Annotated in this window: 21 protein-coding genes and 1 rRNA gene; 16 read left to right on the forward strand and 6 right to left on the reverse strand. The window is 33.5% G+C overall.

Going from position 1 to position 21,614, the window contains the following annotated elements:
* Nucleotides 1–148: 148 nt before the first annotated feature.
* The 11 genes from rrf to gltP all read left to right on the forward strand — a co-directional run bounded on the left by rrf (nucleotide 149) and on the right by gltP (nucleotide 12,033).
* A 5S ribosomal RNA gene (gene rrf, locus GQ596_RS04365) occupies nucleotides 149–264 on the forward strand.
* Between the two features lie 231 nt (nucleotides 265–495).
* On the forward strand, nucleotides 496–1,068 hold the full coding sequence (gene rppH / locus GQ596_RS04370) for an RNA pyrophosphohydrolase (RefSeq protein ID WP_160400471.1): 573 nt from the start codon (nucleotides 496–498) through the stop codon (nucleotides 1,066–1,068).
* Nucleotides 1,065–1,934: a prolipoprotein diacylglyceryl transferase gene (lgt, locus tag GQ596_RS04375; RefSeq protein ID WP_160400472.1), complete on the forward strand. Its 870-nt coding sequence runs from the start codon at nucleotides 1,065–1,067 to the stop codon at nucleotides 1,932–1,934. The genes rppH and lgt overlap by 4 nt, the downstream gene beginning before the upstream one ends.
* The gene (thyA, locus tag GQ596_RS04380) at nucleotides 1,931–2,725 is read left to right on the forward strand and encodes a thymidylate synthase (RefSeq protein WP_160400473.1); all 795 of its coding nucleotides are present in this window, start codon (nucleotides 1,931–1,933) and stop codon (nucleotides 2,723–2,725) included. Before lgt ends, thyA begins: the two co-directional genes overlap by 4 nt.
* 239 nt (nucleotides 2,726–2,964) lie before the next feature.
* Entirely contained in the window at nucleotides 2,965–3,915 is a 951-nt protein-coding gene (gene lpxL / locus GQ596_RS04385; protein WP_160400474.1) for an LpxL/LpxP family Kdo(2)-lipid IV(A) lauroyl/palmitoleoyl acyltransferase, read from the forward strand.
* A 44-nt stretch (nucleotides 3,916–3,959) separates the two neighbouring features.
* The gene (gene rlmM, locus GQ596_RS04390) at nucleotides 3,960–5,042 is read left to right on the forward strand and encodes a 23S rRNA (cytidine(2498)-2'-O)-methyltransferase RlmM (RefSeq protein ID WP_160400475.1); all 1,083 of its coding nucleotides are present in this window, start codon (nucleotides 3,960–3,962) and stop codon (nucleotides 5,040–5,042) included.
* Nucleotides 5,043–5,098: 56 nt separating this feature from the next.
* Nucleotides 5,099–6,907 carry a penicillin-binding protein activator gene (locus tag GQ596_RS04395; RefSeq protein ID WP_160400476.1) on the forward strand — a complete coding sequence of 603 codons (1,809 nt, stop codon included), beginning with the start codon at nucleotides 5,099–5,101 and terminating at the stop codon, nucleotides 6,905–6,907.
* Nucleotides 6,879–7,244 (forward strand): YraN family protein, encoded by a 366-nt coding sequence (locus GQ596_RS04400; RefSeq protein WP_160400477.1) that lies wholly within the window; start codon nucleotides 6,879–6,881, stop codon nucleotides 7,242–7,244. The genes GQ596_RS04395 and GQ596_RS04400 overlap by 29 nt, the downstream gene beginning before the upstream one ends.
* A gap of 15 nt (nucleotides 7,245–7,259) precedes the next feature.
* The gene (locus GQ596_RS04405; RefSeq protein WP_160400478.1) at nucleotides 7,260–7,838 is read left to right on the forward strand and encodes an SIS domain-containing protein; all 579 of its coding nucleotides are present in this window, start codon (nucleotides 7,260–7,262) and stop codon (nucleotides 7,836–7,838) included.
* 96 nt (nucleotides 7,839–7,934) lie between these two features.
* Entirely contained in the window at nucleotides 7,935–10,631 is a 2,697-nt protein-coding gene (gene gyrA, locus GQ596_RS04410; RefSeq protein ID WP_160400479.1) for a DNA topoisomerase (ATP-hydrolyzing) subunit A, read from the forward strand.
* A 79-nt stretch (nucleotides 10,632–10,710) separates the two neighbouring features.
* Entirely contained in the window at nucleotides 10,711–12,033 is a 1,323-nt protein-coding gene (gltP, locus tag GQ596_RS04415) for a glutamate/aspartate:proton symporter GltP (protein WP_160400480.1), read from the forward strand.
* Nucleotides 12,034–12,178: 145 nt separating this feature from the next.
* On the opposite strand, the gene rpmG is transcribed toward gltP, so the two are convergent.
* Together rpmG and rpmB are read right to left on the reverse strand one after the other, a co-directional pair.
* Nucleotides 12,179–12,346, reverse strand: coding sequence for a 50S ribosomal protein L33 (gene rpmG / locus GQ596_RS04420; protein WP_034884348.1), 168 nt, complete (start codon nucleotides 12,344–12,346; stop codon nucleotides 12,179–12,181).
* 15 nt (nucleotides 12,347–12,361) lie between these two features.
* A complete protein-coding gene (rpmB, locus tag GQ596_RS04425; RefSeq protein ID WP_034884345.1) occupies nucleotides 12,362–12,598 on the reverse strand; it encodes a 50S ribosomal protein L28 in 237 nt (78 codons plus the stop codon).
* Between the two features lie 392 nt (nucleotides 12,599–12,990).
* Here rpmB and aroE point away from each other — a divergent pair, with 392 nt between their 5' ends.
* From aroE to argA, 5 genes are all read left to right on the forward strand, one after another.
* The gene (gene aroE / locus GQ596_RS04430; RefSeq protein WP_160400481.1) at nucleotides 12,991–13,821 is read left to right on the forward strand and encodes a shikimate dehydrogenase; all 831 of its coding nucleotides are present in this window, start codon (nucleotides 12,991–12,993) and stop codon (nucleotides 13,819–13,821) included.
* A gap of 163 nt (nucleotides 13,822–13,984) precedes the next feature.
* Entirely contained in the window at nucleotides 13,985–14,338 is a 354-nt protein-coding gene (locus tag GQ596_RS04435) for a DUF1870 family protein (protein WP_160400482.1), read from the forward strand.
* 222 nt (nucleotides 14,339–14,560) lie between these two features.
* Nucleotides 14,561–15,067 carry a shikimate kinase AroL gene (gene aroL / locus GQ596_RS04440; RefSeq protein ID WP_160400483.1) on the forward strand — a complete coding sequence of 169 codons (507 nt, stop codon included), beginning with the start codon at nucleotides 14,561–14,563 and terminating at the stop codon, nucleotides 15,065–15,067.
* A gap of 129 nt (nucleotides 15,068–15,196) precedes the next feature.
* Nucleotides 15,197–16,396 (forward strand): MFS transporter, encoded by a 1,200-nt coding sequence (locus tag GQ596_RS04445; protein WP_160400484.1) that lies wholly within the window; start codon nucleotides 15,197–15,199, stop codon nucleotides 16,394–16,396.
* Between the two features lie 232 nt (nucleotides 16,397–16,628).
* Nucleotides 16,629–17,957: an amino-acid N-acetyltransferase gene (argA, locus tag GQ596_RS04450; RefSeq protein WP_160400485.1), complete on the forward strand. Its 1,329-nt coding sequence runs from the start codon at nucleotides 16,629–16,631 to the stop codon at nucleotides 17,955–17,957.
* A 50-nt stretch (nucleotides 17,958–18,007) separates the two neighbouring features.
* Here the strand turns inward: argA and mutH are convergent, their stop codons facing one another.
* The 4 genes from mutH to serA form a co-directional block, all read right to left on the reverse strand.
* Entirely contained in the window at nucleotides 18,008–18,679 is a 672-nt protein-coding gene (mutH, locus tag GQ596_RS04455; RefSeq protein ID WP_160400486.1) for a DNA mismatch repair endonuclease MutH, read from the reverse strand.
* A 73-nt stretch (nucleotides 18,680–18,752) separates the two neighbouring features.
* Entirely contained in the window at nucleotides 18,753–19,301 is a 549-nt protein-coding gene (locus GQ596_RS04460; protein WP_160400487.1) for an NADPH-dependent FMN reductase, read from the reverse strand.
* Between the two features lie 82 nt (nucleotides 19,302–19,383).
* On the reverse strand, nucleotides 19,384–19,920 hold the full coding sequence (locus tag GQ596_RS04465; protein WP_160400488.1) for a Dps family protein: 537 nt from the start codon (nucleotides 19,918–19,920) through the stop codon (nucleotides 19,384–19,386).
* 411 nt (nucleotides 19,921–20,331) lie between these two features.
* Nucleotides 20,332–21,573, reverse strand: coding sequence for a phosphoglycerate dehydrogenase (serA, locus tag GQ596_RS04470; RefSeq protein ID WP_160400489.1), 1,242 nt, complete (start codon nucleotides 21,571–21,573; stop codon nucleotides 20,332–20,334).
* Nucleotides 21,574–21,614: the final 41 nt, after the last annotated feature.

A 21,614-nucleotide genomic window follows, 5' to 3' on the forward strand; every position in this document is an offset into this window, starting at 1 on the left:
GAACCGAGAGTCTTAACCTTACAACTCGGAGTTGTTTTGGGTTACGCGAAGAGATGATTAAAATTTAGATAAACAGTTTGTTCCGGATTGAGCGATTGGTGTAGTTGTGAGTAATGCACACCGATTGAGAAAGAGAAGACAGGATATGTCTGGCGGTAATAGCGCGGTGGTCCCACCTGACCCCATGCCGAACTCAGAAGTGAAACGCCGTAGTGCCGATGGTAGTGTGGGTATTACCCATGTGAGAGTAGGGTGCCGCCAGACTTTTAAATAGATGAGCCCAGCAGTGATGCTGGGCTTTTTTGCTTTTGGGATTTTTATTTAGAGAAATAACGAAGCAGTAAGCTATGATGATTAATATTATGATAAATATTGATTAGTGTGAAAAATACACAGAAAAGGCGTATTTATTCTATTAGTACTATTTTTTTATTTATTTATTGCTTTATGTATGAAACAATTTAGCTATATAAAAATAAATTTTTGAGGTAGTCAGTGATTGACAATGATGGCTACCGTCCAAATGTAGGAATAGTTATTTGTAACAGGTATGGTCAGGTACTTTGGGCTCGTCGTTATGGGCAAAATTCTTGGCAATTTCCTCAGGGCGGAATAAAACAAAACGAAACGCCTGAGCAGGCAATGTTTCGCGAATTAAACGAAGAAGTAGGTTTATCATCAAAAGATGTAAAAATTTTATCTGTTACTAATGGTTGGTTACGATACAAATTACCGAAAAGAATGATTCGTTGGGAAAATCAACCTGTTTGTATTGGGCAAAAACAAAAGTGGTTCTTATTAGAATTAATATCTGATGTATCTGTAATTAATCTTAATATGTCGTCAACTCCTGAGTTTGATGATTGGAAGTGGGTTAACTATTGGTATCCTATTCGGCAAGTTATTTCTTTTAAAAGAGATGTATATAGGAAAGCAATGAAGGAGTTCTCTTGTATTGTTTTTTCAATTCAAATTGAAATAGATGTACCTATTACCAATATTCCTAAAAAGAAACGATTTAATTTCTTTGCTCATAAACGTAAAAATAAAAAGCGTATAAAAAAATGAATCAATATTTGCAATTTCCTCAAATCGATCCAATAGCTTTTTCTATTGGCCCTATATCGCTCCATTGGTATGGTGCAATGTATTTATTTGGTGTACTTGGAGCCCTTTATTTGGCTAAATGCCGGGCAAATAAACCAAATAGCAAGTGGACATTACAACAGGTTGAAAATTTGTTATTTTGGGGATTTTTAGGCCTTTTTATTGGAGGTAGGTTAGGTTATGTTTTCTTCTATAATTTTGATTCATTTATAAAAGATCCTGTAATTTTATTTAAAGTTTGGGAAGGTGGCATGTCTTTCCATGGAGGCTTGATTGGCTCTATTTTTGTTATTGCTATTTTTGCCAAAAAGACAAAGAAAACTTTTATGCAAGTAGGTGATTTTGTTGCTCCACTCGTTCCAATTGGCTTAATGTTTGGACGACTTGGTAATTTTATTAATGGAGAACTTTGGGGAAGAGTAACTAATTTGCCTATTGGTATGCTATTTCCAACATCATCACATGCCGATTTTATGTTTGTTCAATCTCATCCTGAATGGTTTTCACTTTACTCTCAGCTTAATGGTATTTTGCCACGACATCCTTCACAGCTTTATGAAATGATGTTTGAAGGAATTGTACTATTCATTATTTTGAATATTTTTATCCGAAAACCAAGACCTACTGGCTCAGTATCTGGATTATTTTTGCTTTGTTATGGTTTATTTAGATTTGTTATAGAGTTTTTTAGACAACCAGATGAACAGTTAGGTTTATTTTTAAATGTTATTAGTATGGGGCAAATATTATGTCTGCCAATGATTATTGGTGGTATTTTAATTATTTTGTTTGCGTATAGATTTAATAATAAGGCGAAAATACGATGAAACAATATTTAGCGTTAATGCAAAAAATTTTAGATGAAGGCGTGCCTAAGTCAGATAGAACGGGTACTGGAACGCTATCTATTTTTGGGCATCAAATGAGATTTAATTTACAAGAAGGTTTTCCTCTTGTCACAACTAAAAAATGTCATTTACGTTCAATTATCCATGAGTTACTTTGGTTTCTAAAAGGCGATACTAATATCCAGTATTTAAAAGATAACAAAGTAACAATTTGGGATGAATGGGCTGATGCCAACGGTGACTTAGGGCCTATTTATGGGAAACAATGGCGTACATGGGGGACTACCGATGGTCGTCAAATAGATCAAATTTCACAATTAATTGATCAAATTAAAAATGATCCTGATTCTAGACGTATGATTGTTTCTGCTTGGAATGTTGGAGAATTAGAACAAATGGCATTAGCACCATGTCATGCTTTTTTCCAATTTTATGTTGCAAACGGTAAACTTTCTTGTCAGCTTTATCAGCGTTCTTGTGACGTGTTTTTAGGGCTACCATTTAATATCGCCAGCTATTCATTGTTAGTTCATATGGTTGCACAACAATGTGAACTGGATGTAGGTGATTTTGTGTGGACTGGTGGTGATACACACCTTTATTCTAATCATATAGAACAAGCCCATTTGCAATTAAGTCGTGCACCAAGAGTTTTACCAAAATTAACTATTAAACGTAAACCTCTAACAATTTTTGATTATAGGTTTGAGGATTTTGAAATTGTTGGTTATGATCCCCATCCCGCAATCAAGGCGCCTGTTGCTGTTTGATTTTTTGTCAAAAAGTTTCAGAAAAATATTTGTCTCAGCATAAAAATAGGTAATTTTGAAAATTGAACATAGCTAATAGTTTTAATTATTAACGATGACTTAACTTAATATAATTTGATAACAAATATTACAACTGAATAATGATATGACGCCTTAAGCTTTGTTTATTTTTATGCTCCCGAAAAACAAGATATAGTATATAATAAATAACTGTATTATTAATAATATTTGATCTTAATATGAGTCAAAATCAAGAAATTCGCCCTATTTTTACTAAAAATTTATTATATCCCCGTTATTGGTTAACGTGGCTTGGTATTGGTGTTTTATATTTAATTGTTTTATTGCCATACCCAATTATTTATCAATTGGGAAGAGGGTTAGGATTACTCTCGATGAAGTTAATTGGTAAACGTAAAGAGACAGCGAGACAAAATCTTAAACTCTGTTTCCCTGAAAAAACACAACAAGAACGTGATCAGATGTTACGTGAGAATTTTATTTCTACTGGGTTAGCTATTTTTGAAACTGGTATGGCTTGGTTTTGGTCCGATAAACGTTTAGCGCGTCATACATCTATTATTGGTGATAATTACATAACAAAGGCGCAACAGTCAGGTCAAGGTGTTTTACTTATCGGTATCCATTTTTTAACATTAGAATTAGGCGCACGTATTTTGGGAATGAGTCATCCTGGTGTGGGGGTGTATAGACCGAATGATAATCCTGTTATGGATTATATTCAACTTAAAGGTCGTTTAAAATCAAACAAATATATGTTGGAACGTCATAACACAAAAGGTATGATTCGAGCATTAAAAAATGGTGAATTGCTTTGGTATGCCCCCGATCATGATTATGGTCCTAAAAATAGTGTTTTTGCTCCACTATTTTCAGTCGAAAAAGCTGCGACAACAGTAGGTACGCGTATATTAGTTAAGTTAGGTCATCCTGCTATTATCCCATTTACACCTAAACGGGAAAAAAGTGGCCGCTATATTGTTTATATTTCTCCTAGAGTTGAAGGGTTTCCTGTAGAAGATGATGTTTTAGCGGCAACGTTCATGAATAAAATCATTGAACAAGAAATTTTAAAAGCACCTGAACAATATATGTGGTTACATCGTCGATTCAAAACTCGCCCGAAAGGAGATGCCCCTTTATATTCTGATAGTGTGCAATCTGATTAATACGGTTTTTTATAATATCAGTTAAAAGAGCAAAAAATTACAATATGCAAAAACTAAATAAAATTATTTTATATTGTCGTCCTGGATTTGAAAAAGAGTGTGCGGCGGAAATTACAGATAGAGCTGCGAAAAAAGAAATATATGGTTTTGCTAAAGTAAAAGAACACAGCAGTTATGTTATTTTTGAATGTTATCAAGATGATGATGCTCAATTACTAATAAAGGATTTGTCTTTTCGGACACTTATTTTTGCACGACAAATGTTTGTTTCTGGTGACTTATTAGTTAATTTACCAACAAATGATCGTATATCTCCTATTACTAATGCATTATCTGGATGTATAGATAAAGCGGGTGATTTACGAGTTGAAGTTGCTGATACTAATGAAGGTAAAGCACTTTCAGGTTTCTGTCGTAAATTTACGGTTCCTCTTCGTCAGGCATTACGAAATAAACGTATTTTATTGAAAATTGAAAATCCTTCTCGTCCTGTTATTCATTTATTTTTTATCAATAATAATAGTTGTTATGTTGGTTATTCATTTAGCCAAAATAATTCCCCTTTTTATATGGGAATTCCACGACTAAAATTCCCTTCTGATGCTCCGAGTCGCTCTACGTTAAAATTAGAAGAAGCTTTTCATATCTTTATCCCTTATGAAGAGTGGGATGAGCGATTAAAAGGCGGGTTGAATGCTGTTGATTTAGGAGCTTGTCCAGGGGGATGGACTTATCAACTTGTAAAAAGAAGTATGATGGTTTATGCCATTGATAATGGATCGATGAATGAAAAATTAATGGAAACCGGTCAAGTCAAACATTATAGAGAAGATGGTTTTAAATTTATTCCTAAAAAGCATAATATTTATTGGTTAGTTTGTGATATGGTTGAAAAACCAACTAAAGTTACCGAATTAATAGCTAAATGGCTAATTAATGGTTGGTGTAGAGAGACTATTTTTAATCTTAAATTACCAATGAAAAAGCGTTATGAAGAAGTAAAACAAAGTTTACAATTACTAAGCAACGAATTAAATAATAAGAAAATTAATGTACAAATTCAGGCTAAACAGCTTTATCATGATCGAGAAGAAGTCACCGTTCATGTACAACGAATTTGGGGATAAAAACTTATAAGGGAATAGGTATGAATCTGAAACGCTCCTTTTGTGTTGTGTTAATAATGTCATTATTTGTATTTTTAGTGGGATGTAGTCTTAAATCAAACAAGTCCTTTGTCTTTGATGATCATCAAAACTCTAACTATTATTTGTCACAAGCGGATAATAGCACTGGTTCCATTAAAGTTAATTGGCAACTATTAGCTATTCGCGCTTTAATAAAAGAAAATAAATTTTCGCAAGCAAACGTATTATTATCAAATTTGCCTCTTAATCTTGATGCTGAACAACAGATAGAGAAGTTATTATCAGAGGGAGAAATTGCTGTAAAAAAGAGAAAAAAGTTTGACCTTAATCAATTTGCTCTCGAAAAATTTACTAATTCACAGTTATACCGTTATTACACTATAAAATTAAGGCTAGATATAAATAGTAAAGATATTAATGCCCAAGCTCATGATTATCTTCAATTAGAAAAATATGTATCAGAAGCTCAAAAAAGACAATTATTAAACAATATATGGGATTTTTTCCATAAATTGAAATCTGATAAACTTGGTAAAGTTTTTGTTGATGAAAATGACATAGTATTACGAGGTTGGGTTGAATTAGCTTATATTTATCAAAATAATACTAAAACACTAGCTTCACAAGATGAAGATACTCCAGAAACAATTGCTGCAAAATCTGAAAATCAAAAAAAATTATTGAATCAAGCTATCAACAGTTGGGCTACGCAATATCCAGATCACCCAGCTAACGATATTATTTCCATATTAACTGGTGGAAAAACACTTTCTGTTGATGCTAATGCAAAAAATGTTGCTTTATTATTACCATTAAACGGTTCTTCTCGTATATTTGGTGAAACTATTCGCCAAGGTTACATCAATGCTATAAATTTTTTCCCACAAGAACCCCAACAAAATGTGATTGTATTGGATACAACCAGTGCGCCTATAGATACTTTAATTCAACAAGCACAGGAACAGAATGTTGACTTAATTGTAGGACCTTTATTAAAAAATGAAGTTGCAAAAATAAAAGAACTAGCGCCACCTATTCCTGTTTTAGCCTTAAATAAGATTGATAACACGGCTGCTTCTGCTAATAAAATGTGTTTTTTTGCTTTATCTCCTGAGGATGAAGCAAAAGATGCTGCAGACCATATTTATTCTCAAAATAAAGTAAAACCACTACTATTAGTCCCCCAAACAGATTTGGGAAGACGAGTTGCACAAAGTTTTGCTGCACAGTGGTCACAATTATCGGCAAATAATTCACAAGCTTATGTACAATATTTTGGCAATACTACAACGTTAAGCGCCAATATGAATCGGAATGTAGGTATTAGCCTTACAGGAAATCCTATTTTGAATAATGAAGGCTTATCAGAGGGAATGTTATCTACTGGGTTTGATGCTATTTATGTTTACTCTTCATATGATGAATTGACATTGATAAAACCAATGCTTGATATGGGCGCAAATAAAACTATTGGCAATTCATCAACTATCATTCTTTATTCAAGTTCAAAAAGTCATGTTGCTAATGCTTCTAAAGATTTTAACTATGATATGAATAAAACTGAATATGCAGAAATTCCTATGATTGTGAATCAAAAGGATAATGTAAATACAAATATACCGAGTAATGTTCAAAAAGATTATTCATTAATGCGTCTATATGCAATGGGAATTGACGCATGGAGACTTGCTAATCGGTTTAACCAGCTTAATTCATATCAACCTAATTTTTTAGATGGAATGACTGGTAAACTATCCTCAACAGAACAATGTGAAGTGACTCGCTCACTCTCTTGGCAACAATATATCTATGGTGATGCTAAATCAGATTCTAAGAGCGAATAAAAAACAAATTGGTGAGCATTATGAAAATATTGCTTGCCAATATCTACTAAAGCAAGGTCTCAAACTTCTTGCTCATAATAGCCAATTTCGCTTTGGTGAGCTTGATTTAATTATGTTAGATAATGATTGTATTGTTTTTATTGAAGTACGTTATCGAAAAAATGCGAATTTTGGTGATGCCGAAATGACCGTAACATTAAATAAACAAAATAAGATAAAACAGGCTGCTCAGCTATGGATGATAGAGCAAAATTTAAACATTGAAGATACAGAGTTTAGATTTGATGTTTTTGCTATTACAGGTAAAAGGCAAAAGTGGATTATCAATGCATTTTAATTTTTAGGTGAAAACGTGCAAGATTTAATTAAAAACTATTTTACTGAAAGTATTCAGACTCAAATCGTGATGGCAGAATCACTTGGTTATTCTATCGAAAAGGCCGCAAATATCATTGTCGAGAGTTTGCTTAATGGCAATAAGATTGTGAGTTGTGGTAATGGCTCATCGGCGGCCAATGTACAAAGCTTTACTTCACGTTTAATCACTAGTATTAACATCGAAAGACCAAGTATTCCAGCAATAGCTTTAGTATCGGACAATGTTTTATTAAGTGCGATAGCCAATCATGAAGAAGTTTATGCTCGTCAAATTCAAGCATTAGGACAACAAAGCGATGTTTTAATTATAGCTACGTGTCAAGGAAATAGTCGCTCGATCATTCGAGCCGTCCAAGAAGCAGTAATTAAAGATATGAAAATTGTTGCATTAACAGCTTTTGATGGTGGTGAAGTAATTGGTTTATTAGGTCAAAATGATATTGAAATTAGAATCCCATCTTATAAAAAAGTGATGGCTTATGAAATGCATGCCATGATTTTAAATTGTCTATGCCAATTAATTGAAAATACATTGTTTATCCATAATGAATAAGTTGAAATAAAAGTAGTTTAGTTCTGCATTAATAGCTATTTTATGCTACAATTATGAACTGTTTGATGATTTAAATTAATAAGAGAACATGGTGTTATGACCGAACTAGCCAAAGAAATAACTCCCGTTAATATTGAAGATGAACTAAAGTCTTCATATCTTGATTATGCAATGTCAGTCATTGTAGGTCGAGCATTACCTGATGTGCGAGATGGTTTAAAGCCTGTGCATAGGCGTGTTTTATTTGCAATGCATGAAGCAGGGTATGATTGGAATAAACCTTATCGAAAATCGGCACGTGTTGTTGGGGATGTAATTGGTAAATACCATCCGCATGGTGATTCTGCTGTTTATGACACAATTGTGCGTATGGCTCAACCATTTTCATTGCGTTATATGCTAGTTGATGGGCAAGGTAATTTTGGCTCTGTTGATGGTGACTCGGCAGCCGCAATGCGGTATACCGAAATTCGGATGCAAAAATTTGCAGGAGCATTGCTTACAGATCTTGATAAACAAACTGTTGACTTTTCGCCAAACTATGATGGATCTGAAATGATTCCTGATGTGTTACCAACGCGAATTCCTAACTTATTGATCAATGGTTCATCTGGAATTGCTGTTGGTATGGCAACTAACATTCCTCCTCATAATCTATCTGAAGTTATTAATGGTTGTTTGGCCTTCATTGCAGATGAAAATATCTCGATTGATGGTTTAATGGAATATATTCACGGTCCAGATTTTCCAACAGCAGCATTAATCAATGGTAGAAAGGGCATCGAAAATGCTTATCGCACTGGTCGTGGTATTATCTATATTCGATCTAGAGCAACAATTGAAGTTGACGATCATAGTGGTCGTGAAACGATTATCGTTAACGAAATTCCATATCAAGTTAATAAGAAAAAATTAATCGAAAAAATTGCTGAATTAGTTAAAGATAAAAAAGTGGAAGGTATTTCAGCATTACGTGATGAATCTGATAAAGATGGTATGCGTATTGTTATTGAAATAAAACGCGATGCGGTTGGTGAAGTTGTTTTAAATAACCTTTTTTCTTTAACTCAATTACAAGTTTCATTTGGCATTAATATGGTGGCTTTGCATAAAGGTCAACCTAAACTGTTAAATTTGCGTGAGATGATTGAAGCATTTGTTCTTCATCGCCGTGAAGTAGTAACTCGTCGAACTATTTATGAACTACGCAAAGCACGCGAACGTGCTCATGTATTAGAAGGTTTGGCAATTGCACTAGCTAATATCGATCCTATCATTGAACTAATTCGTGCTGCAGCAACGCCTAGTGAAGCAAAAACTAAATTATTGAGTCAAGCTTGGCAACTTGGGAATGTTGCAGCTATGTTAGAAAAAGCAGGTAATGATGCAGCTAGACCAGAAGATTTAGCGCCAGAGTTTGGTATTCATGATGGACATTATTATTTATCAGAAGCACAAGCTCAAGCGATTTTAGATCTTCGCTTACACCGCTTAACGGGCCTTGAACATGAAAAAATTCTTGATGAATACAAAGAGTTGTTAGTTCAAATTGGTGAGTTATTGCATATTTTGGCAAGTTCAGAGCGTTTAATGGAAGTGATTCGTGAAGAGCTTGAGGCTGTTCGAGACCAATTCCAAGATGCTAGACGAACAGAAATTACCGCAAGCAGTGCAGATATTAATATTGAAGACCTTATTGCTCAAGAAGATGTGGTGGTTACTCTTTCTCATCAAGGTTATGTAAAATATCAGCCTCTTTCTGATTACGAAGCTCAACGTCGTGGTGGCAAAGGTAAATCTGCAACTAAAATTAAAGAAGAAGATTTTGTTGAAAAATTATTAGTGGCTAATACTCACGATACGATTCTTTGTTTTTCAAGCCGGGGTCGATTATATTGGATGAAAGTTTATCAATTACCTGAAGCTAGTCGTGGCTCTCGTGGTCGTCCAATAATAAATTTATTACCACTAGAAGAAAACGAACGTATTACTGCAATTTTACCAGTTCGAGAATTTGATGATGAACATTGTGTATTTATGGCAACAGCACAAGGTACAGTTAAGAAAACATCTTTAATTGAATTTAGTCGTCCACGAAGTGGTGGCATTATTGCGATTAATTTGCGTGATGATGATGAATTAATTGGCGTTGACTTAACCAGTAATGATCCTTCCGCTATGACTGATGATGAAGAAATGAATGATGATATCGTCATCGAAGACATTGATGTTGAAGATGCTGAAGTTGCGCAATGTTCAACGACTGAAGATATTATGTTATTCTCAGCAAATGGTAAAGTTGTTCGATTCCCAGCTAATAAAGTTCGTTGCATGGGACGAACTGCTGCGGGTGTTCGAGGTATAAGGCTTGATAGTGATGACAAAGTGGTATCTCTGATAGTACCTCGTGGAAACGGTGCAATATTAACAGCAACCCAAAATGGTTATGGTAAACGTACACAGCAAGAATTATATCCAACAAAATCACGAGCAACTAAAGGTGTTATTTCTATTAAAGTAAGTGAGCGTAATGGTGCTGTGGTTGGTGCGGTTCAGGTTGATGAAACGGATCAAATCATGTTAATTACAGATGCAGGAACGCTTGTTCGCACTCGAGTTTCAGAAGTAAGTATTGTCGGTCGTAATACTCAAGGCGTTATGCTTATTCGTACAGCAGAAACAGAAAAGGTTGTGGGATTACAGCGAATAGCTGAAACAGAGGATGATAGTGAATCCGATTTATTACCTCATAGTGAAGAGCGGAGTGATTTAGAACAAGGATCCGAAGAATAATTTTTAATTATAAAAAAGGATTAGTGATATTAACTAATCCTTTTTTATTTAGAATAACCTCGAAAAGGAATAGTATTAGATGGCATTTTTTACAAAAAAAATTTTAACAAATCTTGCATGGCAGATTTTAATTGCTTTGGTTTTAGGTGTTGCGATGGGAGCTTATTTATTTGAGCTTTCTGTTCCATCTCATCCATTACATTCTTATTATCAATTTTCGATAGTTAATATTTTTCAGCCTGCAGGCGATATTTTTATTCGTTTAATTAAAATGATTGTATTACCTATCATACTCAGTACATTAACGTTAGGTATTGCAGGTATTGGCGGTTCGAAAAGATTGGGAACTTTAGGTTTTAAAACAATACTTTATTTTGAGATTATTACCACTATTGCTATTTTATTAGGCCTTTGCTGGGGAAATATTTTTTCACCAGGATCGGGTATTGATTCATCTACACTTGCAACAACTGATGTGAGTAAATATGCAAAAGCAGCAGAAGAATTAAGCGGAAAACCACATGGTTTGATTGTTATGATTCTCGATATGATTCCTGCAAATATTTTTAAAGCTATGACGGATGGTGCTGTTTTACCAGTTATCTTTTTCTGTGTCTTTTTTGGTTTAGGATTAATGTCTTTACCTGACAAACAGCGTGAACCGTTTCTTTTCTTTTTAAAAGTAATTTCAGATACCATGTTTAAAGTAACCAATATGATAATGCGTTATGCACCAATTGGTGTATTTGCACTTATCACTGTAACTGTTGCTAAATATGGTTTTGAATCTTTATTGCCTTTATTTAAATTAATTTTGACTGTATATTCGGCAATGATCATTTTCACGTTAGTGGTACTTGGTCTGGTTTGCAAACTTTGTCGCTTCAATATTTTTACATTGCTAAGAATCTTAAAAGAGGAGCTAGTCATTGCATTTTCAACGGCAAGTTCAGAAACAGCGCTACCGAAGATTATTGAAAAGATGGAAGCTTATGGTGCTCCAAAATCAATAACTAGCTTTGTGATTCCAACGGGATATTCATTTAATCTTGATGGTTCGACACTTTATCAAAGTATAACTGTTATCTTTTTAGCTCAACTTTTTAAAATTGATCTCACAATTTTGGATCAAATTATTATTGTTATTACATTGATGATTGCTTCTAAAGGTATCGCAGGTGTTCCTGGTGCATCGATTTTAGTTCTATCGGCAACACTTGGTAGTGTTGGCATTCCTCTTGAAGGTATTGGTTATATTATGGGGGTTGAACGAATTTTAGATATGGGAAGAACTGTAGTTAATGTAGTAGGTAATGCATTAGCTGCAATAGTTATTGCTCGTTGGGAACATGTTTTTGATGATAATAAAGCAAGAGCTTATGAACAGCAATATTTAAAATAAAATCATTATTTGTTTACTAAAGCTTCAGCTAAAAACTGAAGCTTTTTTATTGCTTAAATAGTTATTGTGGCAAGCAATTAATAATATTCATATTAAAAAAACATAAAAAAACCCAGCATAGCTGGGCTTTTTTATTTATTTAAAACTATTTGATTTTAGCTTCTTTATAAACTACATGCTGACGAACTACAGGATCGTATTTTTTGATCTCCATTTTTTCAGGCATAGTTCTTTTGTTTTTGCTAGTGGTATAAAAATGACCTGTACCAGCAGAAGAAACTAATCTAATTTTTTCGCGTACACCTTTTGCCATGATATGGTTTCCTTATTAGTACTTTTCACCACGGGCACGAAGTTCAGCTAAAACTGCATCAATACCCTTTTTATCGATAGTACGCATACCTTTAGCAGATACACGTAGTTTTACAAAACGCTTTTCACTCTCAATCCAGAAACGGTGAGTTTGAAGGTTTGGTAGAAAACGACGTTTAGTAGCATTCATCGCATGAGAACGATTATTTCCTACTAAAGGACCTTTTCCTGTTACTTGGCATACTCGTGACATGTCAATAATTCTCCGAAATTTCTATGCTTAAGCCCTGGGCGTAATATGTTAATGGAATTAACCTCGTCAGGCTTTTAGTTTACTGCAGTTCTATCTGAGAAGCAGTTTACCTCTCACATTACACCCACAATAATGAGGTAGCGAAGTATACGCTGTTATACGAAAATTCTCAAGCATTATCTTATTTAAGCATAAAATAATTTTATTGCTCAAATGAATATTAACAAATAGATAACATTTATTTTATTTTGTTATTATTAAAACAATTACTTTCTAATTTAAATTATTTTGATTAAATACAAAAACGGTTTAATTTTATAATAAATATGTTTTAATACTAAATTATAGATTTTACCTATTAAATTTCATTTTTTAATTTTCATGGAGGTTATATGAGCCAATTTACGCCATACAGTATATACGGCATTATCGGTTATCCTTTAGGACATAGTATGAGCCCTCTCATTCATACTACTTCATTCCAAGACTATGGCATTCCTGCTGTTTTAGTTCCTTTTGCTACACCTCCACAAGAGATTGCAACTCTATTTAAATCGGTAAGATTATTAAATATTCGAGGTTTATGTGTCACTATTCCGCATAAGCAAACGATTATTCCTTATTTAGATGAAGTGACAGAGCATGTAAAAAAAGCGGGAGCTGCTAATTTAGTGTATTGGCGTGGTGATAAGCTCTGTGGTGACAATACAGATATTGTTGGATTTATGGAACCACTTAAAAACAAAAAACTACCTGCAGAATATAACAAAGTGTTATTACTTGGTGCAGGCGGTGCTGCACGTGCAGCCGTTGTTGGCTTACAGGATCTTGGTTATACCAATATTACAGTAACTGATATTGTGGATGAGTCAGCTCAAATACTAGCTAATGAATTCAACTTAAAAATAATTAAATGGGAAGACCGCAGTGAGGTTGAAGCTCAAATCATAATTAACTCAACACCACTAGGCATGACGGGGAAATTTGAAGATCAAACTCCTTACGACCAAGCTTGGTTTAAAGGAAAAGGAGTAGCTTATGATATCGTTTATACTCCATACAATACACGTTTTAGACAAGAAGCAGAGCAAGCAGGTTGGGAATCTATTTCTGGACGTGAAATGTTTATAGGTCAAGCCAATGCTCAATTTAAAATTTGGACTGGAAAGGATCTTTCTGAGCGTGCAAAACAGGCTGTAATTGATGCTTTAACTAAAAAATAATTACCACAATGGCAACAACTGTGGCTAGTTAAATTAGAATTAGTTATTTTCGGTTATTTGGATAATTTATTTTGTGATTATTAAATTTGAGTTTTATTCAATTGAACTAAAAAACTAACAATATTAACTGAATAACCAATGAGAATTACAATAAGGAATATTTATGACTAACTTAGAATTACAAGCGTACCGTCGTTTTTTCATGTTAAAAGTATCAGAAGCCAGTAAATATATTGGAAAAACAGATATTGATACTTGGCATGATTGGGAAAACGGTACTAAATCTATTCCGGAGTTTGTTGCAACAGCAATGCAAGAGCTAAAAAAGCTTCGAATCGAAAAGATAAATATTATCATCAATAGTATCAATGATCGTGTTGGTAGCAATACTATTCGTTATTTTATGACATACGAAGAATTCAAAAAGGTAAATACTGATCTTGATATTATTCAGTGGCGATTACATCAATCGATTGCGACAGAGCTTTATTTTCGTGGTTTAGAAAAGCTCTGCTAATTGACATTACCAACAAAGTTTTAATTTTACTGTTATTTAGGATTTTCTATAATTTAATGTAAATAAATATTTACGATAATATTTTTATATGTTTTATTACATTTTTATAAAAAATTTTATTTTTCAACAAATTAAATAATGTATGAAAAATATATTGCAAAAAAAAGAACAAATCACTAGCATGGTTAACATATTCTGTAAATCAGAAAGGACACCTCTAATATGAATAAAACAATTTTTTTGGTTGGTGCAAGGGCTGCAGGTAAAACAACGATGGGAAAAATGTTAGCTAATAAGTTATCGTTTTCTTTTATTGATACTGACAAGCACTTACTTGAAACAACTCAAAAAACAGTAGCCGAAATTGTTGAAAAAGAAGGTTGGGAAGGATTTAGGGCAAGAGAAAGCCAAGTGCTTGTTGACACAACTAAACCCAATTGTGTTATTGCAACTGGTGGCGGAATGGTATTAGCTGAGCATAACCGTAAATTTATGAAACAAAATGGTACAGTTATCTTTTTATCGGCACCTGTTGCGACCTTAGCGGCACGTTTAATGAAAGACCCTAATGTTGCTCAACGACCCTCACTAACAGGCTTGTCAATTATTGATGAGATGGAAAAAGTATTGGCTGAAAGACTACCTTTGTATCATGATGCTGCTCACCATGTAGTCAATGTTGACCAAGATGAAAGTCTGATTCTTTCTCAAATTCTTGAAATAATTTAAGTTTAATTTAATTTTTTTATAAAACGCCACTGAAAAAGTGGTATTTTTTGACACTAGAAAACAATTTAATATTGTTACTTATATTTTTAATAAAACAAAGTATTATGTTTTACATATGGAGTAAGACAAATGGATAATCGAAAGGTCAATCGTTATAGGATTGTTGGTTCTATTTATGCAAACTATATTATTCAAAGTATTGCGTTAATTGTAATTATGCAATTTTCTTTGGCACTTACAAAGCAATTAAATACCGATATAATAGGGCTTGGTTATGTAGCATCGGGTATCGGAATAGGTAAAATATGTTTAATGTTTTTTGGCGGAGTTTTATCGGATAAATTCGGGAGAAAGTTATTTATTTATCTAGGTATGACCTGTTATGCAATTTTCTTTGTGGGTATGACCTTTTGTACTGATATTAATATTGCCTTCTGTCTAGCAATTGCTGTTGGGGCTGGTAACTCTTTTTTAGATACAGGGTCAATGCCAGCTTTGACTGAGTGCTTTCCTAGCTCTGCAAGTTCAGCAAGCGTGCTTATCAAAGCTTCTATCTCTATCGGTACACTAATACTTCCTTTTATTGTTGCTTTCTTTTATACAAACGAGATATGGTATGGTTGGGCATTTCTTGGCTTCACTGCTTATTTAGCCATTAATGGTTTACTATTATTACCACAAAAATTCCCTTATAAAGATACGGTAATTAGAGGTAATAAAAGTTTTGGTAACTATTTCAAAGATAAACCTCGATTTGAATTAGAAGGAATTTTACTGATTATTATGGGGTTTACCACAACAGCAACATTTGTCATTATTTTACAGTGGCTCCCTATGATAGCGATGACAGGCGCTAGTATGAGTATGAGTTACGCTGGAAAATTGATTAGTTACTATAGTGCCGCATCGATCATATCGGTATTTATTACAGCCTTTGTTGTTAAACATCTCTTAAAGCCAATAATTTGTATCATCATATTTCCTGCTTTTTCTGCACTAGTGTTAATTATTTTTTATTTCAATATATCGCCCATAATGTGTTTTGTTGCGGCAGTTGGAATGGGGTTTTTTGCAGCAGGTGGAGTATTACAATTAACATTAGTTGTCATGCAACAAATGTTTCCAACTCGCAAAGGACTTGCAGTTGGTTGCATGTATACATTAAGTGGATTATCCTTTTTTGTGATTCCACAGATTGTACCTAAACTAGCAATCATAGATGTTAGTTACGCTATTTTATTTGATTTTTTTATTGCTTTATCAAGTGTCATTTTAGGTTCAATTGTTTTTTACCGTTTTAAAAAGGTAATTGATTTAACAAAAATATAATAACGCTTTAATATTAAAGAGTATGTTAAAAAACATGCTCTTTTTTTATTATGTTTTCTAACTTTTTTAAACCAATTATTTTAATTAAATTGTTATCACTATTAAGTTTTTGCTATTAACAAATATTGGATATTAAGATTATTGATATTTTAAAAAAAGCTTGCCATAAAGCTTAAAATGAATAAAAATACGAAATTAATGAATTAATATTCAACTCAAGGTGTTTGTGAAAATGAAAGAGCGTACAACTGAGTTAGTTGATGGTTTAAGACATTCTGTTCCTTATATTAATGCACATCACGGTAAAATATTTGTAATTTTACTTACGGGTGCTGTTTTAAAAAGTAATAATTATTCAAATATTATTAGTGATATCGGTTTACTGTATAGTCTTGGCATTAAACTTGTTATTGTCAATGGCGCTCGTAATCAAATCGACGAGTCTTTAAAAAATCATAATATTACTCCTAGGTACCATAAAAGCACTCGTATTACTGATGCAACAACACTTGATATAATTAAACAAGTGACAGGATCATTACAGCTTAATATTACTGCAAGTTTATCAATGTGCTTAAATAACACCCCATTACAAGGTGCTCATATTAGTGTAGTCAGCGGTAATTTTGTTATAGCACAACCTTTAGGGGTTGATGATGGTATTGATTACTGTCATACAGGAAAAATCCGCCGTATAAACAATGAAGCAATAGCAGAGCAGCTAGATCGTGGTTCGATTGTATTATTAGGCCCTGTTGGTGTTTCTGTAACTGGTGAAAGTTTTAATTTAATATCAGAAGATGTTGCCGCTGAAGTTGCTATTCGCTTAAAAGCCGATAAATTAATTGGCTTTTGTGCTGAACAGGGGGTTTTAGATGAACATGGTTGTGTTATTACCGATCTTTATCCGGTAGATGCTGATAATTATGTAAAACAAAAAGAGCAACAAGGTAAACATTTATCTAGTGAAGTACGTTTTTTACGTGCAGCATCAAAAGTATGCCGCTACGGTGTAAGGCGAAGTCATTTAGTAAGTTATTTAGTTGATGGTTCGTTATTACAAGAACTCTTTTCACGAGATGGTATTGGTACGCAAGTAGCAATGGAACATTCTGAACAAATTCGTTCTGCGACGATTAACGACATCGGGGGAATTTTAGAACTTATTCGCCCACTTGAAGAACAAGGTATTTTAGTAAAACGCTCGCGCGAACAATTAGAAATAGAAATTGATAAATTTACCATTATTGAACGTGATAACATGACAATCGGTTGTGCCGCTCTTTACCCTTATTCAGAAGAACAAATGGGTGAAATAGCCTGCGTAGCTATTCATCCTGAATATCGCAACTCATCTCGAGGTGATGTGCTTATTGACAAATTAACTGAAAGAGCAAAAGCACTCGGGCTTAAAAAAATATTTGTTTTAACAACACGAAGTATTCATTGGTTTAGAGAAAAAGGCTTTAATCCCGCTGAAGTCAAAGACTTACCAATTAAAAAAAAGCAACTTTACAATTATCAACGGAATTCAAAAATTTTAATGCTTGATAGTCTTTGATTTAAATTTAAGTCAGGCTAGTTAATATTAAATTTCTAAAAAAATAGTAATTAATATTTTACCGCAGAGCTTAAAATTTGCATTGTAAATGCTTTTTTTAAATAAAACCCTCGAGGACGAGTTAAAATAATCTGACCGTTTTCACCAATTGCCTCAGTAAGCGCTTTCCCATTTGCCGCTTTAGGCCTAATTTGTAAATAAGTACCGTAGCGTGCAGTAATTTTCTCAACTTGTCCAAGAGTTATCATATCCATCAATTCTTGCCAATCTTGCTTAAGTTGTTGCTCTTGTTCTGGGGTTGGTGTCCATAATATAGGATTTCCCACCTTTCTTTCTATTAAAGGAATCGTCCTTTGTCCTTCAATGGGTATCCAAAGGACTTTTGATAGTTTATATTTAACGTGGCTTGTTTCCCAAATAACGCCATGATTAGCCATTAATGGTGTAACACTCACAAAAGTAGTTTCTAATGGCTTACCTTGCTTATCAACAGGAATGGTTTTTAATTCAATTCCCAAACTAGCAAAATCACGTTCCGCCTTACTACCCGCATTCGCACCTAAAAAAGTTTCGATAAGATTACCTACCCAACCTTTTTGTTTGCTTAAATCAGCGGGAATAGGAATATTCAAATATTGTGCTATTTCACCAAAAGTATAGCCTGCCACTAATTGGGCACGATGTAATAATTCTTGTTCACTATTAGGTAAAAATAGATGCATGAGAAAACGAATTAACTTACTTGTTAAAAAAACAGCCAATTATATTGACTGTAAATCGTAAAATAAAGCGTTATTAACTTAACTTTTCAACCCAGCTTGCATAGTTATTAATAATAGCGGCTAAAAACGCTTTACTTTTGGCTGTAATATTACCGCTCTCATCAAAAGAAGCATTTACATTACCAATATAAGCTTCAGGTTGTTGTAGTGTTGGCATATCTAAGAAGACTAAAGACTGTCGTAATTGATGATTAGCACCAAAGCCACCAATTGCACCTTGTGAAACAGAAACAACTGCTGCTGGTTTTTTTGACCAAATACTCTTACCGTAAGGTCGAGAACCGACATCTAATGCATTTTTTATGACTGCAGGTAACCCTCGATTATATTCTGGTGTAACAAAAATAACACCCTGACAATCAGCTATTTCTTTGCGAAAACGAGTATAAGAAAGTGGAGGGGAATCGGTATCAATATCTTCATTATATAAAGGTAAATCCCCAATTTGAATTATTTGTAATGAAAGTGATGGTGGTGCGATTTTTTGAAAAACTTTTGCTACTTTTAAGTTAAAAGAATCTTTACGTAAACTTCCAACCAATACTGCAATTTTTTTACTCATCTTCAATCCTCACTTATATTTAAACTATAAGAGGCACTTATGTGCCCCTTATGGGTAATTATTAATATTTTATTAGAAAATATTAATGACCAGATGAGTCCATTCTGCGTCCAGTTTCAAATAAGAACCAAGCACGTCTTTCTGTTTGATCAATCCATTCTTCGATTAAACTTGCAGTTGCTGTATCGTTATATTTATCACAAATATCATGTGCAACACGCATACGTTCTGTTAATTTCACATTATCTTGACAGAGTTCTGCAAGCATATCTGATGGTTCGACAAAATCTGCATCATTATCAGAAATACTTTGTAATTTAGCAATATGACCAATTGAACGTAATGTTGTACCGCCTAATTTACGCACACGTTCAGCAATTGGATCTGTCATAGCAAATAGCTCTTCACCATGATCATCTAGCATTAAATGGTAATCACGGAAGTGAGGACCACTTACATGCCAATGAAAGTTTTTAGTTTTTAAATATAAAGCAAATACATCAGCCAACACAGAATTCATTGCGCCAGAAATGTCTTTTGATGCTTTTTGACCTAAGTCAGTAGGGAATAAAATTGCTGCTTGTTGTAGTCTTTTAGTAGAGGTAGTACTTTTAGCCATAATATATTCTCCTTAAATAGAATAACGATGTAATTATGTATACAAATTACGCCAACTAAATAGTAAAGTCCAATAAAAATAGATGATTATTGACTATTGTTGCTATTTTAGTAACCTATGGATTTAAGTTTCTGTTTTTATTGTTAATTTGTTATTTTTTTATTTGTTATATAATTAAAAAATTATCTCAAAAAATGGATTAATGCAAAAAAGGATTGAATTAAAAATAGCCAATAAATAATATAAAAATATTGCTGCTGAAACGCAACTTAGGAAAAACCAAAAAATTATTTTGATGTTAAAACATAATAGCTCTTGTTTGGATATGGGTTAAATATTATAAAAATAATATTAACCCATCTAACTAGCTTAAATTTTCGACTAAAAATAGCTGAATTTTTCGAAATTTATTTAAAATAACAATCTTGCTCGGATTGTTCCTTGTACATTTTTCAGCTTAACTAATAACTCTTCAGCTTTACTTTGCTCAACTCTATCAATATCAATCACAACATAACCAATTTTGGCATCGGTTTGCAAATACTGTGCTGAAATATTCAATCCTTGCTCGGCAAATAGCGTATTAATTGCTGTTAACACACCGGGTTGATTATGGTGAATATTAATAAAACGGCTTGAGCCTTTAGCTGGAATAGGTAAAGAAGCCTCAGGAAAGTTAACGGCTGAAAGCGTTGCGCCAGTATCCGAATATTTAGCGAGTTTGGTGGCAACTTCAATACCGATATTTTCTTGTGCTTCACTAGTAGAACCACCAATGTGTGGTGTAATAATGACGTTATCAAATTGACATAATGGCGATTCAAATGGATCGTTATTACTAGCAGGTTCAGTTGGAAAAACATCAATAGCAGCCCCGCTAAGTTTATTTGCGTTTAGTGCATTGGTTAATGCATCGAGATCAATGACTTTACCACGCGAAGCATTAATCAAAATTGCGCCTGACTTCATAGCCTCGATTTCGTTATTACTGATCATTTTGATGGTAGTTGCGTTTTCTGGCACATGCATAGAAACAATATCACTTATCGCTAGTAATTCTTTCATTGTTGAAATTTGTTTAGCATTACCTAAAGGTAGTTTTGTTTCAATATCGTAAAAATAAACATTCATCCCTAATGATTCAGCTAAAATACTCAATTGACTACCAATATGTCCATAACCAATGATACCTAAATTTTTACCACGAGCCTCGTGCGAACCGGTGGCAATCTTATTCCATTTACCTTGGTGTGCTTTAGCGTTTGCTTCGGGAACTCGGCGCAATAGCAAAATAGCTTCAGCTAAAACAAGTTCAGCAACGGATCGTGTATTTGAAAATGGTGCATTAAATACAGGAATACCTTTTACAGTGGCAGCATCAAGATCGACTTGATTCGTACCAATACAAAAACAACCGATACCGGCAAGTTTGGGCGCTGAGTCAATAATATCTTTAGTTAATTGAGTTCTTGAGCGGATACCAATAAAACGGACATCTTTTAAGGCTTGTTTTAGTTCTTCGGACGATAGGGCACTTTTTTGATATTCAATATTAGTAAAACCGGCTGATTTTAATATATCTATTGCGCTAGGATGAACGCCCTCAAGTAACAAAAACTTGTTTTCATCTTTGGTTAAAGTCTGAATAACCATTATTTCCTCTCTTTCCTTTTTCCTTCAAAATGCAAATGGAT

Source organism: Gilliamella sp. Pra-s60 (assembly GCF_009795755.1).
In the GTDB taxonomy this organism is placed as follows: Bacteria; Pseudomonadota; Gammaproteobacteria; order Enterobacterales; family Orbaceae; genus Gilliamella.